Below are 15081 nucleotides of genomic sequence, written 5' to 3'. Positions count from 1 at the left end.
AGCGGCCTGGGGTGTATAGAGTTGCCGCATGCCCGGAGACGCCTTCGATGCCAGCCCGCAGGAGCTGGTCGTGACGTTGCTGGGCAGCTACGTGCGCCCGCGCGAGACCCGGCGGGTGTGGTCGGGCGGCCTGGTCGCGGTGCTCGCCGAGCTGGGTTTCTCCGACGGCGCGGCCCGCATCGCGCTGACCCGCCTGGTGCGCCGCGGCCTGCTCCAGCGCCACCGCGAGGGCCGCACCGTGCACTACTCGCTGACCCGCCGCACCATCGCCCTGCTCGTGGACGGCGACCACCGGATCTTCTCCCTCGGCCGCCGCGAGCGCGCCGCCGGCGAGTGGACCGTGCTCTGGCAGAGCATCCCGGAGAGCCGCCGCCAAGCCAGGGAACGCCTGGTCCGGCGGCTGCGGTTCCTCGGGTTCGGGCCGTACCAGGACGGCACCTGGATCGCCCCGCACGACCGCGAGGCCGAGGTCGTCGCCCTGCTCGGCGAGCTGGACGTCACCGAGCACGCCGGCCTGCTGCTCGGCCGCCCGTCGGCCGCGCTGGACGTCCGCCGCTTCGCCGGCCGGGCCTGGGACCTCGACGACCTCGCCGCGCGCTACACGGCGTTCGTCGGCCAGTTCGGCGGGTATCCGGGCAAGGAGATCCCGGACGCCGAGGCGTTCGAGGTGCACGCGCGCCTGGTGCACACCTTCCGCGCGTTCCCGTCGCTCGACCCGGAACTGCCCGCCGACCTGGTGCCCGCACCGGATCGGCGAGCCGCCGCGGTCGAGCTGTTCCACGATCTGTACACCGCGCTGGCTCCGGCCGCTCAGCGCCATTTCGACGAGGTGACCCGAGGATGACCGAACCCAGCCAAGCCACGCAAGAAGCCCTGAGCTACACCTCGTACCTCGCGCTGGACGAGGTGCTGAACGCGCAGCGGACGCGGTCGGACGAGCACGACGAGCTGCTGTTCATCGTGATCCACCAGGTGTACGAGCTGTGGTTCAAGCAGATCCTGCACGAGGCCGAGTTCCTCCAGGAGAACCTCGTCGCGGGCAACACCGCGCACTCGATCCGCGTCCTGCGGCGGATCCTGACGATCCTCAAGGTCGCCGTCGCGCAGATCGACGTGCTGGAAACCATGACCCCCAGCCAGTTCACGAGTTTTCGCGCCCGTTTGGACGCTTCGAGTGGCTTCCAGTCGGCCCAGTTCCGCGAGCTGGAAGCCGTGCTCGGCCGGCGTGACGAGCGCGTCTTCGCGCACTACCCCGAGGGCGGCGAGCAGCGGAAACGCATTGCCGACGCGATGGCGCGACCGTCCTTGTTCGACTCTTTTCTCGCGTACCTCAAGGCTTCTGGCTATTCCGTGGAGTGTGACCGAGACGTCACTCGACCGGTGGAGCCGTCCCCGGCCCTGCAGGCGATATTGCTGGACGTGTACAGCGACGACGGGGGACCCTCGGTCGTCGCGGAATGTCTGGTGGATCTCGACGAAGGGATGCAGGAGTGGCGCTACCGGCACGTGAAGATGGTCGAACGCACCATCGGCGACAAGACCGGGACGGGAGGATCATCCGGCGCGACCTACCTGCGTACCACGCTCTTCCAGCCGATGTTCCCGGATCTCTGGGCCGTACGGAGCCGACTGTGACCACTTTGGACGACCTGCGCGCGGACGACAACGCGCTCGCCCCGCACTACTCCCGCTTCGGCGTCGCCGAGCGCCTGCTGCTGTCCGGGCACTCGCACCAGGCGTGGCCGGACGTCGCCGAGGAGGGGTTGCGGGAGTCCTTCGCGGACGCCGCCCGCGACGTCGACGAGAAGTGGGGGCGCGCGTTCGCGAAGGCCGACGAGCTGCGCGCGGGTTTCCGGCTGCTGCTCGGCGACCCGCACGGCGAGTACGCGCTGGGCGCCAGCACGCACGATCTCGTGCTGCGGTTCCTCTCGGCGATGGAGCTGCCGCGAAGACCGCGCCTGGTCACCACCGACGGCGAGTTCCACACGCTGCGCCGCCAGCTCGCCCGGCTCGAGGAGGAGGGCGTCGAGGTCGTGCGCGTGCCGCTCGACCCGGTGACCACGCTCGCCGAGCGCGTCGCGGCCGAAGTGAACGACGACACCGCCGCCGTGCTCGTGTCGGCGGTGCTCTTCGAGACGTCGAGGCTGGTCCCCGGGCTGGCGCACCTCGCCGACTCGTGCCGCGGCCGGTCGATCGAGCTCGTCGTCGACGCCTACCACGCGCTCGGCGTCGTGCCGTTCGCGCTGCACGACCTCGGGCTCACCAACGCCTGGGTGCTCGGCGGCGGCTACAAGTACCTGCAGCTCGGCGAGGGCAACTGCTTCCTGCGGCTGCCCGCGCACGCCCAGGAGCTGCGCCCGGTGATCACCGGCTGGTACGCCGAGTTCGGCGCGCTCGCCGACGAGCGCCACCCGGGCGCGGTGCCCTACGCGACCGGCGGCGACCGGTTCGCCGGCGCGACCTACGACCCGGCCAGCCACTACCGCGGCGTCCGGGTCCAGCGGTTCTTCGCCGAGCAGGGCCTCACGCCGGAGTTCCTGCGCGAGGTTTCGCAGCACCAGGTGGGCCTGCTCGCGTCGGTGTTCGACTCACTCGGGCTGCCCGAGGACGTCGTCACGCGGGACCGTTCGGTGGAGCTGGACCGCCTCGGCGGGTTCCTCTCGCTGCGCTGCGCCGACGCGTCCGGGCTGCAGGCGGCGCTGGCCGCCGAGGGCGTCCGCACCGACAGCCGGGGCCAGTACCTGCGCTTCGGTCCGGCGCCGTACCTGTCGGACGTCCAGCTCGAGACGGCGATGCGCACCCTCGGCAAGGTGATCGCCGGCTGATTACCCGTCCGTATCGCGGGACCTCCACTGGTCCGGCGATCACCGGGGATCTAGGTTGGTGCCGGGCACCCAGCGGGCGGACGACCTCCGCGCGCCGGGCTCCCATCAACCACGTGAAGCGCGTCCCGGCCACGAACCGGGCGCGGGAGACAAAGGAGTCACCACCGTGACCGAAGGAGTGTTCGCCCGGGGTACCGGGCACGAACAGGTCGTGTACTGCCACGACCAGGCCAGTGGCCTGAAGGCCATCATCGGCATCTACTCCACCGCGCTCGGACCCGCACTCGGCGGGACGCGCTTCCACCCCTACGCCACCGAAGCGGACGCGCTCGACGACGTGCTCGCGCTGTCCAAGGGCATGGCGTACAAGAACGCGCTGGCCGGGCTCGACCTCGGCGGCGGCAAGGCCGTCATCATCGGCGACCCGAAGACGCTCAAGTCCGAAGCGCTGCTGCGCGCGTACGGGCGCTTCGTGCAGTCCCTGGGCGGCCGCTACATCACGGCGTGCGACGTCGGCACGTACGTGCAGGACATGGACGTCGTGGCCCGCGAGTCCCGGTACGTCACCGGCCGCTCGCCCGAGGACGGCGGGGCGGGCGACTCGTCCGTGCTCACCGCGTTCGGCGTCTTCCAGGGCATGCGCGCCTCGGCCGAGCACCTCTGGGGCAGCCCCGACCTGGCGGGCAAGCGCGTCGGCGTCGCCGGCGTCGGCAAGGTCGGGCACATCCTCGTCGGGCACCTCGTGGACGCCGGCGCGCAGGTGACGATCACCGACGTCTCCGCGCCCGTGATCGAGCGCACCCGGTCGATCCACCCGGATGTGCAGGTGGCGTCCGATGTGGACACCCTGCTGCGCACCGAGCTGGACGTGTTCGCGCCGTGCGCGCTGGGCGGCGTCCTGAACGACGCGACGGTGCCGGTGCTCGGCGCGAAGATCGTCTGCGGCGCGGCGAACAACCAGCTCGCGCACGCGGGCATCGACAAGCAGCTCGCCGACCGCGGAGTGCTGTACGCGCCGGACTACCTGGTCAACGCGGGCGGCGTCATCCAGGTCGACGACGAGCGCCACGGCTTCGACTTCGAGCGCGCGAAGCGCAAGACGACGGCGATCTACGACACGACGAAGGCGGTGTTCGCCCTGGCGGACGCCGACGGCGTGCCCCCGGCGACGGCGGCCGACCGGCTCGCGGAGCGCCGGATGGCGGAGGTCGGCCGGCTGCGGTCCATCATGACCGTGTGAGTCTCAGTTCGTTCTTCGAAGCGGCGGGCGTGCGGGGGTACCTGCACGCCCGCCGGCTCGGGTCCGCTTCCTCGGTAGGTGTCGACGCCGACGAGCCGGTGGTGCTGGCGTCGGTGGTGAAGGTGCCGCTGGCGTACGAGTTCGCCCGCCAGGTCGCGGCGGGGCTGCTGGACCCGACGGACCGGGTGCGCGCGTCGGCGGCGGACCGCTTGGGCGGCACCGGTTCGGCGGGCTTCGCGGACGACGTCTCGTACAGCCTGCGGGACGCGGCGCTGCTGGCGTTGACGGTGTCGGACAACACGGCCGCGGATCTGCTGTTCGACCGGGTGGGCGTGGCGAACGTGCGGTCTCTTCTGGCGGAGCTGGGTTTGTCGCGGACTTCGGTGATCGGCCCGCCGCGCGAGCTGCTGCGGACGATCATGGAGGACACGGCGGCCGGGGTTCCGTTGCGGGCGCTGGATCCACTTCGGACGTCTTCGACCACTCCTCGTGAGATGACTGCGTTGCTGTCGGCGATCTGGGGTGACCCCGGGCCGGGCGCCCAGGTGCTGACGTGGATGTCGGCGCAGGTGAGCTGGCACCGGTTGACGGCGGGGTTCCCGCCGTCGGTGACGGTGGCGGCCAAGACGGGGACGATGCCGGGGATCCGCAACGAGATCGGCGTGGTGACGTACCCGGACTCGGCGGCGTACGCGGTGGCGGTGTTCACGGTGGGCGGAGCGGAGACGTTGCGGCGGCCGGACATCGACCGCGCGATCGGCGACGCGGCCCGCGCCGCGGTGGATCAGCTGCGCTCGTAGAAGACGTCCCACGGCCGAGCGGCAAGCGGCTCGGGCACGATCCGCGACACCCCGTCGTCCTCGAGCACGCCGGCCGCGATTTCCGCCAGCTTCGCGGCCTGCGGGTGCGGGCTCGACGGCGGCCATGCGAAGGCCATCCGCGACCGCAGCACCTCACCCGTCACCGGCCGCCACACCACGCGCGGCTCCTTGCGCGGGCCGGGCTCGAACGCCACTCCGTGGCCGGCCAGCACCAGGCCCAGCGCGAACTCCGGGTTGCGGGCGTGCCGGACCGCGGCCGGGCGGAAGCCGTGGTCCCAGCACGTGCGCAACAGAGCGTCGTAACTCCCCGGCGCGGCCGCGCGCGGCGCGTGCACCAGGCCTTCGCCCGCCAGGTCGGCGAGCGCCAGCTCCGAGTGGCGCGCGAGCGGCGAGTCACGGGGGAGCACCACGCCCAGCGGGGTGTCGATCGCCGGCCCGAGCTCCAACCCGACGACGTCCACCGGCAGTTGCAGGAGTCCCGCGTCCAGGGAACGGTCGGCCAGCAGGCGCGTCTGCTCGGCGGTGGTCAGCTCCTGCAGGTCGAGCCGGACCGTCGGGCACTCGCCGGCGAACTTCGTCAGGATCGCGGCGAGGACCGGTCCGGGCAGCTCCGGCGGCACGCCCGCGCGCAGGGCGTCCAGTTCGCCGCGCTCGGCCTTCGCGACGAGCGTCGTCATGCGGTCCCAGCGGCTCAGGACGTCGCGGGCTTCGGCGCGCAGCACTTCGCCGGCTTCGGTGAGCGTGACGCGCCGGCCGCGTTCGAACAGCTTCGCGCCCAGCTCGGCTTCGAGCCGTTTCACGCGCTGGCTCAACGGCGGCTGCGCGATGCCGAGCCGGTCCGCGGCGCGTCCGAAGTGCAGTTCGTCGGCGACGACGAGGAAGTACCGCAACGATCGGAGGTGGTCCACGCTGCGACGATACTCGTCCGCATATCGACATGCCGACGTGCCGATCTTGGACAGCGCCGCCGCGTCCGTGGTCTGGTGCCCGGCATGGATGTCAGCAGACGAGGACTGTTCGGCGCGGGTGCCGCGGCGGCGGCGATCCTGGCGGGCGCCCCGGCGGCGGCCGCTGCCCCGGGGACGTCGGGGATGACCTTGCGGTGGTGGGGGAACAACGGCTGGGAGATCCGCATCGGGACGAACACGGTCCTGATCGACCCGTGGCTGACCCGCTTCAAGACGGGGACGTACACCCCGGCGGGCGCGGACCCCGGCACGCCGCTGTCGGTGAACCGCGCGTTGATCGACGGTTACCTGGACCGCGGCTTCCTGCGCGCGGACCACATCCTGGTGACGCACGGCCACTACGACCACCTGACCGACGTCCCCTACCTGGCGAAACGCACCGGCGCGACGGTGCTGGGGACCGAGACGCATTTGAGTCTCATGGCGGCGCTGGGTGCCCCGGAGGACCAGTTGTCACTCGCCACCGGCGGCGAGGACCTGACGTTCGACGGCTACTCGATCCGGGTGCTGCGGTCGTTGCATTCGGCGGTGGGCGCGCGGGCGCAGGTGCCGTTCCCGGGTTCGCGGCCGCTGTCCCGCCGGGACCGGCCGCGGGTGATTTCGGACCTGCTGGAGGGCGGCACGCTGGCTTACGCGGTCACGGGCGGCGGCGCGAGCGTGCTGAACTTCGGTGGCTCGAACTACGTGGAGTCCGAGCTGACGGGGTTGCGGCCGGACGTGGTGCTGCTACCGGTGGGCGGATCGAAGGTGACGGGCTACGTCCCCCGGCTGCTGTCGGCCCTCGGCCACCCTCGCTACGTGGCGGCGACGCACTGGGACGACTTCGACTTGCCGCTGGGACAGGCGCACGACCCGAATGGCGGCTTGGAGGTGTTGCGCAAGGCGGTGGCGGCGGCTTCGCCGGGGAGCGAGTTCGTGGTCCTGGACCACTTGGGGGAGTTCACCCCGTAGACCTTGTGCCCAGGCCGCTCAACCGACATGAATGAGTCATTCACCTCGTCTGATGACATGAATGACTCATTCATGTCATCGGTGCCACGACCCGCGCGGACAACGGAACCCACCTGAGCGAGTTCACGCCCTGAAAGCGGTGAAGGCCACCTCGATGAACTCGAGGTGGCCTTCACGAACTCGCCGGGAGCTCAGCCGCTCTTGCGGCGGAACGTCCGCTTGTTGGCCGCCGGGCCGTGGGCGTGCTGGTTCTTGCCGCCGCCGTTCTCGTGGGACGCCCCTGAGCGGGCGTGGGCCTGCTTGCGCTCCAGTGCCTCGCGGAACTTGCGCTTGACGTCGTCCTCCTCGCCGCTGGGCGACGGGGTCGGTTCACTCATGACTACCTCCGAAAACGACGACGTGTGACCGCTCCAGCCTGGCAGTCCCGCACCCGCTTGGCGAGTCGATTTCAGCGTTTCGGGGACGGAACTCCGCCGAACTGCACCGACTTGCGCGTCAGGGGGCGGCCGCAGTGGTCGCACAGCAGGATCGGCCGCAGCCGGTTGCCGCACTCCACGTGGTGCAGGGTGATGTCCGGCTCCTGGCCCGGCACCTCGAACCCGCGCGACCACTCCGCGATGAACGCCAGCGCCGGGAAGAACGCCAGCCCCTTCGCCGTCATCCGGTAGTCGCGTGCGTCCGTCCGGGTCGCCGCCGTGCCCGTCCGCAGCACGCCCGCCTCGACCAGCTTGCTCAGCCGCGCCGACAGCACGCTCGGCCCGATCCCCAGCTCGCGCTCGAACTCCGAGAAGTGCCGGCAGCCCAGCAGCGCCGACACCAGGAGCCCGGTCGACCAGCGGTCGCCCAGCAGCTCCATCGTGTCGGGGAAGAACATCATCGGGTCGCCGGCCAGGGACTCCGCGTCCTTGCGGCGGAAGCGCTTGGACGCCGTCGCCGCCGCGACGCCGGTGCTGTCCAGCCGCGACGCCCGCACGTCACGCGCGTCGACGCGGCGGCCGCACGCCCCGCAACCCAGCGGCGCTGATGTAGCCAGCTCGCAGTCGAGGTGGATCAGCGTCGGCAGCACCTCGCGGCGGCCCTCGACCCACTCGCGCTCCCACGCCCAGATCGAGATCAGCAGCGGCCACAGCTCCAGGCCGCGCTCGGTGAGCCGGTACTCGTGCCGCGTGCGGCGCGCGTCGCGGTACGGCACGCGCGTGAGCATGCCCGCGTCCACCATGTCCCGCAGCCGCCCGGACAACGCCGTCGGCGAGATGCCCAGCCGCAGCCGCAGCTCCTCGTACCGCCGGAAGCGCAGGAACAGGCTCTGCAGGATCAGCAACGTCCACTGGTCGCCGACCAGCTCGAGCGCTCTGCGGAGCGGATCCCCCGCGGGTCGGACGCGCTGTGCAGTCGCCTCGGCCAAGACCAAATCCCCCTCTTACCTGAGGCTTCAGGGTAGCAGCTGACTACACCAAAAGAAGCCTATTGACACCTGGGTACACAAATCATAGTCTCACTCCCATCAGCCAGCGCGGTGAGCCCGAGAGTCAGGGAGCAGCCCGATGACCAGCACCTCCGAACAGCCGCTGATGGTGGCCCGGACGGCGGACACCGGCGAGGCGAACCCCTACCTGCTCGGCGTCTACGCGCCCGTCGAAGAAGAGATCGATGCCGAAGACCTGCAGGTCATCGGCGAGATCCCGAAGGACCTCAACGGCGTCTACCTGCGCAACGGCCCCAACCCGCGGTTCGCCCCGGAAGGCCGCTACCACTGGTTCGACGGCGACGGCATGATCCACGCCGTCCACCTGGAGAACGGCAAGGCGCGCTACCGCAACCGCTGGATCCGCACGAAGGCCTTCGAGGCCGAGTCCGCGGCCGGCAAGGGCCTCTGGACCGGCGTCATGGAGGACCCGCGGGGCAACCCCTTCGGCAACAGCCACGGCCTGGGCCTCAAGGACAACGCGAACACCGACGTGATCTTCCACCGCGGCCGGATCCTCGCGACCTGGTACCTGTGCGGCTCGCCGTACGCGGTCGACCCGCTCTCGCTGGAGACGCTCGGCGCCGAAGACTTCCTCGGCACGCTGGTCGGCGACATGATGGCCCACCCCAAGGTGGACGAGCGGACCGGCGAGCTGTTCTGGTTCGACTACGGCCCGCGCCCGCCCTACCTGCGCTACGGCGTGATCAGCGCGGACGGCCGGGTCGTCAAGACCACCGAGGTCGAGCTGCCCGGCCCGCGCCTGCCGCACGACATGGCCATCACCGAGCACCACGCGGTGCTGATGGACCTGCCGCTGGTCCAGGACCTGCACGCGGCGAAGCAGGGCCGCCACAAGCTGCACTTCGACCGCTCGATGCCGAGCCGCTTCGGCGTCATGCCACGCTACGGAGACGGTAGCCAGATCCGGTGGTTCGAAGCGAGCCCGTGCTACATCTACCACGTCGTCAACGCCTGGGAGTCCGGCGAAGAGGTCGTCCTCGACGTCTGCCGCGTGCGCAAGCCGGCCCCGCGGGCCGACGCGCACACGCCGCTCGCGAAGATGCTCTCCTACCTGCGGCTCGACGCCCAGCTGCACCGCTACCGCTTCAACCTGCGGACCGGCGTGTGCCGCGAGGCCCCGCTCGACGACGACAACACCGAGTTCCCGACCGTCGACTCCCGAGGCGTCGGCCGGCCGAACCGGTACTCCTACGCGGTGCACATCTCGCCCGAGTCGACGCTCAAGTTCGACGGGCTCGTGCGCTACGACAATCTTGCCGGCGCCAAGACCGAATACCGGTTCGGTCCCGGCCGGTGGGGCAGTGAGGCTCCGTTCGCACCCCGCGAAGGAGCAGCCGCCGATTCGGCGGACGGTTATCTGGTGACGTTCGTGCAGGACGAGCGCGAGGGACGCTCGGAACTGGACATCTTCGACGCCGCCGATCTCGCTGCCGGACCCGTGGCCAGGGTCCTGCTTCCCCAGCGTGTCCCGCTCGGTTTTCACGCGACCTGGGTCCGGGCGGACCAGCTGGAAAACCTCCGTTCATGAGATGCCATCGAGAGGGTCGCGCCCGGGACTTCCGGGCGCGGGGATGGTGGAGTGCGGAGACGATCGACCGGCTCGTGAAGGAGCGGGTCAGTGCCGACCCGGAGGGTCTCGCGCTGGTCGATCCACCGAACACCGCCGCACTGGTCGGACGCGACCCGGTGCGGTGGACCTGGAACCGGCTCGACGAACGCGTCGACGTCCTGGCCGCGTTCCTGCTCGCCGGAGGGGTGCGAGCAGGCGACGTCGTGGCCGTGCAGCTGCCGAACTGCTCGGCCCTGGTCCAGGCGTTCCTCGCGATCGTGCGGATCGGCGCGATCGTCACCCCGTTCCCGGTGTCCTACCGGGAACACGAACTCGGCCCGATGTGCCGGCGCACCGGTGCCGTCGGGGTGGTGACCGCATCCAGATACGGCGAGCACGAGCTCGCCGGGGCGGCCCTTGGGCTCATCGGCGCTGCGGCGCCGTCGGTCCGGTTCGTCGTCGCCCGGGGGGACGACGAACCGGCCGGCGCCCTGGCCTGGCCCGAAGACCCGCTGTCCGCAGCGGAGCAATCCACTTTGGACTCGTACCTGACCGAAGCCGACGTCAACGACTGCGTCACGATCTGCTGGACGTCCGGCACCGAATCCGAACCGAAGGCCGTCCCACGCTGCCACGGCGATTGGCTCGCGACCGCGCGCGGTTGCGTCCAAGCCGCGGGGATCACGCGTGACGACGTCCTGCTTTCGCCGTTCCCGATGACGAACATGGCCGGCATCGGCGGGATGTTCCTGCCCTGGCTGCTGACCGGCGCCGTATTCGTCCCGCACCACCCGTTCGACCTGCCGGTGTTCCTCGGGCAGCTCGCCGCCGAACGCGTGACGTACACGCTCGCGCCGCCGGCGTTGCTGACCATGTTGCTGCACAACGAAAAGATCCTGTCCGGAGTGGACATCTCGGCGCTGCGCAAGATCGGGTCCGGGTCGGCACCGCTGTCGCCGTGGCTCGTGCGCAGCTGGGCCGAGCGGTACGGCATCGACCTCATCAACTTCTTCGGGTCCAACGAAGGCACCGCGCTGCTGTCCGGCCCGGTGGACATCCCGGACCCGGACCAGCGCGCGAGCTTCTTCCCGAACTACGCCGCCGACGTCACCTGGTCGACCCCGGTGGCCGGCTGGACGTCGGTGCGGCTGCACGACCCGGTCACCGGCGAGCACGTCACCGAACGCGGGCACCCCGGCGAGCTGCACATCGCCGGGCCGACGGTGTTCGCCGGCTACCTCACTGCATTGGGGGAACCGCTCGACAGGTCGTCCTTCGCCGAGGACGGGCACTTCCGCACCGGCGACGTCTTCGAGATCGCCGGTGACCGCGGGGAGTTCCTGAAGTACGTGGACCGGATGAAGGACCTGGTCATCCGGGGCGGCATGAACATCTCGCCGGCCGAGGTCGAGGGTCTGCTGGCCGGGCATCCGGACGTCGCCGACGTCGGCGTCATCGGCGTCCCCGACGACGTCATGGGGGAGCGGGTCTGCGCGGTCGTCGTGCCGGGCGCGCGGAAGCCGTCGCTCGACGAGCTGGTCGCGTATCTGCGCGAGAAGAAGGTGGCCGCGTTCAAGCTGCCGGAACGGCTCGAGTACGCCGATGCCTTGCCTCGCAACCCGGTGGGGAAGATCCTGAAGCGGCAGCTGCGGGAAAGTCTGGAGTGAGGCCATGACCGTGTTCGTGCTGGGCGGGGCGCAGACCGACTTCGCGCGCAACTACGCGAAAGAGGGGCGCGGGGTCCTCGAGCTGTTCGCCGAGGTCGTGCCCGCCGCCCTCGCGGACGCCGGAGTCGGCGCCGAAGACATCGAAGTCGCGCACATCGGGAACCTCGCGGCCGAGCTGTTCACCGGGCAAGCTCAGTTGGGCGGGTTGCTGGTGGCCGCCGTCCCGGAGCTGGACGGGGTGCCGTCGACCCGGCACGAAGCCGCGTGCGCGTCCGGCAGCACCGCCGTCCTCGCCGCGTGCGCCGATATCGAAGCGGGCCGGTACGACGTGGCGCTGGTGGCCGGCGTCGAGCTGATGCGGAACGTCGACGGGCAGCGCGCGGCCGAGCACCTCGGGTCCGCCGCGTGGGCCGGGCACGAGGCCGTCGGCGCGAAGTTCCCGTGGCCCGCGCTGTTCGCCGACGTCGCTTCCGTGTACGACGAGCGGTACGGGCTCGACCCCGACCACCTCGGGCAGTTCGCTGCGCACGCTTTCGACCGCGCGGCCCGCAATCCGCTGGCGCAGGCCCGCGATTGGCGCTTCCCGGAGGGCGCGTTCGGCGCCGACGACGAGCTGAACCCGCTGATCGAAGGCCGCCTGCGCAAGCAGGACTGCGGCCGGATCACCGACGGCGCGGCGGCGGTCGTGCTGGCCTCGCCGTCGTTCGCCGACCGCCTGGGCGGCGGCTTCCCGCGCATCGCGGGCTTCGGGCACCGCACGTCCCACATCGGCCTGGCCGAGAAGCTGGCTGCTGACGGCGAGTACCTGTTCCCGCACCTGCGCGGCGCGGTCGTCGACGCCTACGAGCGCGCGGGCGTGGCCGGGCCGGACGCGCTCGACGTCGTCGAACTGCACGACTGCTTCACGATCACCGGGCTGGTCGCGCTGGAACACCTCGGCGCCGCGCCGCCCGGCGACGGCGGCCGGTTCATCGCCGACGGCGGGCTCGACGCGGCCGGGATCAACCCGAGCGGCGGCCTGCTCGGACTCGGCCACCCGGTCGGCGCGACCGGCGTCCGCATGCTGCACGACGTCGCCCGGCAGGTGACCGGGACCGCGGGCGAAACGCAGGTCGAGGGCGCGCGGACGGCGTTGACGCTCAATGTCGGCGGCTCGTTCACCACGGTCGTCACGATGGTGGTCACCGCATGAGGCTTTCGGTGTCGCTGGGGCTCTGGCAGGACCGCCCGCCGGAGGAGGCCCTGGAAACCGCGCGCGCCGCCGAGGCCGCCGGCTACCCGGAGCTGTGGGTCGGCGAGATGGCGACGTGGGACGCGTTCGCGCTGGGGACCGCGATCGGGGCGGCGACTTCGCGGATCTCGCTGACGTTCGGGCCGTTGGCCGTGACCGTGCGGGACCCGGCGACGATCGCGATGGGCGTCGCGTCGGTCGCGGCCCTGACCGGCCGGGTCACCGGGGTCGCGCTGGGCACGTCCAGCGACGTCGTCGTGCGCGGCTGGCACGGCCGGTCCCGTTCCCGCGCGGCCACCGCGCTCGAGGAGTCGGCGGTCGCCGTCCGGCAGTTGCTCGACGGCGAGAAGTCCACAGTGGACGGGACGGTGGTCGGCTCGCAGGGGTACCGGTTGCGGCTGGCCGCGCCGAAGTCGCCGCTGACGATCGCCGCGTTCGGCCCGCGGGCCCTCGGCGTCGCCGCGCGGCACGCCGACCGGATGGTGGTCAACCTGGTCAGTCCCGCCACCGCGGCTTCGTTGGTGCGGGGGCTGCGGGACGCGGCCGCGCGGGCGGAGGTCGCGCCGCCGCCGGTCGCCGCGTGGGTGGTCGGCGCGGTGGATCCGGGCCCCGCGGAGATCGAGCAGCTGCGCCGCGGGGTCGTCGGGTACCTGGCGGCGCCCGGGTACGGCGAAATGTTCCGCGAGGCCGGGTTCGGCGAGCTGGTGGACTTCGCGCGCACCCGGCCGCACCCGCGTGAGCTGCTGGCCGCGGTGCCGGTCGAGGCGATCGCGACGGTGGGGCTGTTGGGCTCCCGCGAGGACGTCGCCGCGAAGGCACGGGAGTACGCGGAAGCGGGGATCGACGAACTGGCGATCGTGCCCGCGACCAGCGACGACGACCCCGGTGGCGCGAAAACCCTCGCCGCGTGTCGATCCGCGGTCGTCCCGTTCGACGCGTAGGCATGACTGAACCCACGAAGACCAAGAACCTCGACCAGAACGGCTCCCCGGCGCTGCCGTGGAGCCGGGCGCGCGACCTCCTCGCGACCCAGACCCCGAAGGAGGACCTGACCTTCTTCGTCGGGACCGTCCGTCCCGACGGCCGGCCGCACGCCGCCGGCGTGGGCGCGATCTGGGTCGACGACGCCCTCTACTTCGTCAGCGGGGACGGCACGCGCCGGGCCCGCAACCTGGCGGCGAACCCGGCGTGCAGCGTCTCGGTGCGCTTGAAGGGGCTCGACCTCACCCTGGAGGGCGAGGCCGAGCGGATTTCCGATGCCGCCACTCTCGAGCGCGTGGCGGCCGTCTACCGCGAGGGCGGCTGGCCCGCGACGGTGGAAAACGGCGGCTTCAACGCGTCCTTCATGGCGCCGAGCGCCGGGCCCGCGCCGTGGTTCCTGTACCGGCTCGTGCCCACCCGGGCGATCGGCGTCGCCTGCGCCGAGCCCTACGGCGCGTCCCGCTGGGACTTCACCCGCTGACGGCCGCGGCCACCACCGCGCCGATGTGCCGCATGCCGTCGGCGTTGGGGTGCAGCGGGGCGGCGACCGCGGTCGGGATCACGCTCTCGAACCACTTGACGCCGGGCAGCTTGCAGACGTCGTGCCCGATCGACGCCGTCCGCACGTCGACGTACCGCGCGTTGTGCGCGGCGGCCTGCCGGGCCAGGGCCGCGTTCGTCTTGTCGATGCTGCCCTGGATGTAGTTCGCGTCGCGCGGGGTCAGTGGCGCGATCGGCCAGCACCCGTTGCGCGGCAGGTAGGTGCCGTAGCCGGCGACGAAGACGTCGGCGTTCGGCGCCTTCGCGTGGATCGCGTCCAGCAGCGCGCCCCACGTCGGTTCGAACGCGGCGATCTTCTCGGCCAGCTGGTCGTGGCCGCCGGCGGTGTAGCGGTCGACGCAGTCGGGGTTGATGCCGGGCAGCAGGTTGATGCAGCTGGTGGCGGCGCCGACCAGGCCGACGTCGTTGCCGCCGATGGTCACGGTGACGGTCTCGGTGGTCGCGCTGAGCGCGTCGAGCTGCGGCGGGACCGCGCCGGCTTCCGTCTGCTGGGGCGCGTACATGTCCGCGGTCGTCGCGCCGGAGCACGTGACGTCCTTCAGCGGGACGCCGAGCTGCTTCGCGGCGACGTGCGGGTAGTCCGCGAGGGAGCGCAGGCAGCCCGGGGACGACAGGTCCGGGGGCAGGATCAGCGGGCCGGCCGCCGCCGAGTCCCCCAGGGCGACGTACTCGCCGGTGGCCGCGGCCGCCGTACCCGCTGTCGTCACCAAAGCCGCGACCATGATCGTGATGAACGCCGTTGTTCTCACTCGCACGCCGTCCTCCTTGACGTAGTTGGCTTCCGTGACACCATCGGCA

Annotated in this window: 15 protein-coding genes; 11 read left to right on the top strand and 4 right to left on the bottom strand. The window is 71.6% G+C overall.

All coding sequences use genetic code 11. The features are described 5' to 3' along the window. Nucleotides 1-28 precede the first annotated feature (28 nt). From ABFJ78_RS23435 to ABFJ78_RS23415, 5 genes are all read left to right on the top strand, one after another. Entirely contained in the window at nucleotides 29-844 is an 816-nt protein-coding gene (locus ABFJ78_RS23435; protein ID WP_436388490.1) for a PaaX family transcriptional regulator, read from the top strand. Continuing rightward, entirely contained in the window at nucleotides 841-1635 is a 795-nt protein-coding gene (locus ABFJ78_RS23430) for a tryptophan 2,3-dioxygenase (RefSeq protein WP_436388489.1), read from the top strand. The genes ABFJ78_RS23435 and ABFJ78_RS23430 overlap by 4 nt, the downstream gene beginning before the upstream one ends. Further along, the gene (locus tag ABFJ78_RS23425; RefSeq protein ID WP_436388488.1) at nucleotides 1632-2825 is read left to right on the top strand and encodes a kynureninase; all 1194 of its coding nucleotides are present in this window, start codon (nucleotides 1632-1634) and stop codon (nucleotides 2823-2825) included. The genes ABFJ78_RS23430 and ABFJ78_RS23425 overlap by 4 nt, the downstream gene beginning before the upstream one ends. A 166-nt stretch (nucleotides 2826-2991) precedes the next feature. Continuing rightward, nucleotides 2992-4065, top strand: a complete 1074-nt coding sequence (locus ABFJ78_RS23420; protein WP_436388487.1) for a Glu/Leu/Phe/Val dehydrogenase dimerization domain-containing protein — start codon at nucleotides 2992-2994, stop codon at nucleotides 4063-4065. Next, nucleotides 4062-4865 (top strand): serine hydrolase, encoded by an 804-nt coding sequence (locus ABFJ78_RS23415; protein ID WP_436388486.1) that lies wholly within the window; start codon nucleotides 4062-4064, stop codon nucleotides 4863-4865. Before ABFJ78_RS23420 ends, ABFJ78_RS23415 begins: the two co-directional genes overlap by 4 nt. Here the strand turns inward: ABFJ78_RS23415 and ABFJ78_RS23410 are convergent. Further along, nucleotides 4850-5794, bottom strand: a complete 945-nt coding sequence (locus ABFJ78_RS23410; protein WP_436388485.1) for a LysR substrate-binding domain-containing protein — start codon at nucleotides 5792-5794, stop codon at nucleotides 4850-4852. The two genes, ABFJ78_RS23415 and ABFJ78_RS23410, sit on opposite strands and share 16 nt — an antisense overlap. 84 nt (nucleotides 5795-5878) lie before the next feature. Between ABFJ78_RS23410 and ABFJ78_RS23405 the strand changes: the two genes are divergently transcribed. Beyond that, nucleotides 5879-6805, top strand: coding sequence for an MBL fold metallo-hydrolase (locus tag ABFJ78_RS23405; RefSeq protein WP_436388484.1), 927 nt, complete (start codon nucleotides 5879-5881; stop codon nucleotides 6803-6805). 191 nt (nucleotides 6806-6996) lie between these two features. Here the strand turns inward: ABFJ78_RS23405 and ABFJ78_RS23400 are convergent, their stop codons facing one another. Continuing rightward, complete coding sequence (locus ABFJ78_RS23400) at nucleotides 6997-7182, bottom strand: DUF5302 domain-containing protein (RefSeq protein ID WP_086858770.1); 186 nt, start codon at nucleotides 7180-7182, stop codon at nucleotides 6997-6999. Nucleotides 7183-7253: 71 nt separating this feature from the next. Beyond that, entirely contained in the window at nucleotides 7254-8210 is a 957-nt protein-coding gene (locus ABFJ78_RS23395; RefSeq protein ID WP_436388483.1) for a winged helix-turn-helix transcriptional regulator, read from the bottom strand. Nucleotides 8211-8349: 139 nt separating this feature from the next. Between ABFJ78_RS23395 and ABFJ78_RS23390 the strand changes: the two genes are divergently transcribed. The 5 genes from ABFJ78_RS23390 to ABFJ78_RS23370 are packed head-to-tail and all read left to right on the top strand — an operon-like array spanning nucleotide 8350 to nucleotide 14203. Further along, nucleotides 8350-9822, top strand: a complete 1473-nt coding sequence (locus ABFJ78_RS23390) for a carotenoid oxygenase family protein (RefSeq protein WP_436388482.1) — start codon at nucleotides 8350-8352, stop codon at nucleotides 9820-9822. Further along, the gene (locus tag ABFJ78_RS23385) at nucleotides 9819-11510 is read left to right on the top strand and encodes a class I adenylate-forming enzyme family protein (RefSeq protein ID WP_436388481.1); all 1692 of its coding nucleotides are present in this window, start codon (nucleotides 9819-9821) and stop codon (nucleotides 11508-11510) included. The genes ABFJ78_RS23390 and ABFJ78_RS23385 overlap by 4 nt, the downstream gene beginning before the upstream one ends. 4 nt (nucleotides 11511-11514) lie before the next feature. Then, entirely contained in the window at nucleotides 11515-12702 is a 1188-nt protein-coding gene (locus ABFJ78_RS23380; RefSeq protein ID WP_436388480.1) for an acetyl-CoA acetyltransferase, read from the top strand. Continuing rightward, on the top strand, nucleotides 12699-13682 hold the full coding sequence (locus ABFJ78_RS23375; protein ID WP_436388479.1) for an LLM class F420-dependent oxidoreductase: 984 nt from the start codon (nucleotides 12699-12701) through the stop codon (nucleotides 13680-13682). The genes ABFJ78_RS23380 and ABFJ78_RS23375 overlap by 4 nt, the downstream gene beginning before the upstream one ends. 2 nt (nucleotides 13683-13684) lie before the next feature. Then, nucleotides 13685-14203, top strand: coding sequence for a pyridoxamine 5'-phosphate oxidase family protein (locus ABFJ78_RS23370; RefSeq protein ID WP_436388478.1), 519 nt, complete (start codon nucleotides 13685-13687; stop codon nucleotides 14201-14203). Here ABFJ78_RS23370 and ABFJ78_RS23365 read toward each other — a convergent pair. Beyond that, nucleotides 14193-15032, bottom strand: a complete 840-nt coding sequence (locus ABFJ78_RS23365) for an SGNH/GDSL hydrolase family protein (protein WP_436389000.1) — start codon at nucleotides 15030-15032, stop codon at nucleotides 14193-14195. The two genes, ABFJ78_RS23370 and ABFJ78_RS23365, sit on opposite strands and share 11 nt — an antisense overlap. Nucleotides 15033-15081: the final 49 nt, after the last annotated feature.

This window comes from Amycolatopsis sp. MEPSY49, assembly GCF_051337345.1.
GTDB lineage: Bacteria > Actinomycetota > Actinomycetes > Mycobacteriales > Pseudonocardiaceae > Amycolatopsis.
The sequence above is the reverse complement of the archived record's forward strand: the minus strand, read 5'-3'. Positions and strand labels throughout refer to the sequence as shown.

Coding starts and splice junctions, on each gene's coding strand:
- ABFJ78_RS23435 (WP_436388490.1), top strand. CDS start 29: ATGCCCGGAGACGCCTTCGATGCCAGCCCGCAGGAGCTGGTCGTGACG.
- ABFJ78_RS23430 (WP_436388489.1), top strand. CDS start 841: ATGACCGAACCCAGCCAAGCCACGCAAGAAGCCCTGAGCTACACCTCG.
- ABFJ78_RS23405 (WP_436388484.1), top strand. CDS start 5,879: ATGGATGTCAGCAGACGAGGACTGTTCGGCGCGGGTGCCGCGGCGGCG.
- ABFJ78_RS23400 (WP_086858770.1), bottom strand. CDS start 7,182: ATGAGTGAACCGACCCCGTCGCCCAGCGGCGAGGAGGACGACGTCAAG.
- ABFJ78_RS23390 (WP_436388482.1), top strand. CDS start 8,350: ATGACCAGCACCTCCGAACAGCCGCTGATGGTGGCCCGGACGGCGGAC.
- ABFJ78_RS23385 (WP_436388481.1), top strand. CDS start 9,819: ATGAGATGCCATCGAGAGGGTCGCGCCCGGGACTTCCGGGCGCGGGGA.
- ABFJ78_RS23380 (WP_436388480.1), top strand. CDS start 11,515: ATGACCGTGTTCGTGCTGGGCGGGGCGCAGACCGACTTCGCGCGCAAC.
- ABFJ78_RS23375 (WP_436388479.1), top strand. CDS start 12,699: ATGAGGCTTTCGGTGTCGCTGGGGCTCTGGCAGGACCGCCCGCCGGAG.
- ABFJ78_RS23370 (WP_436388478.1), top strand. CDS start 13,685: ATGACTGAACCCACGAAGACCAAGAACCTCGACCAGAACGGCTCCCCG.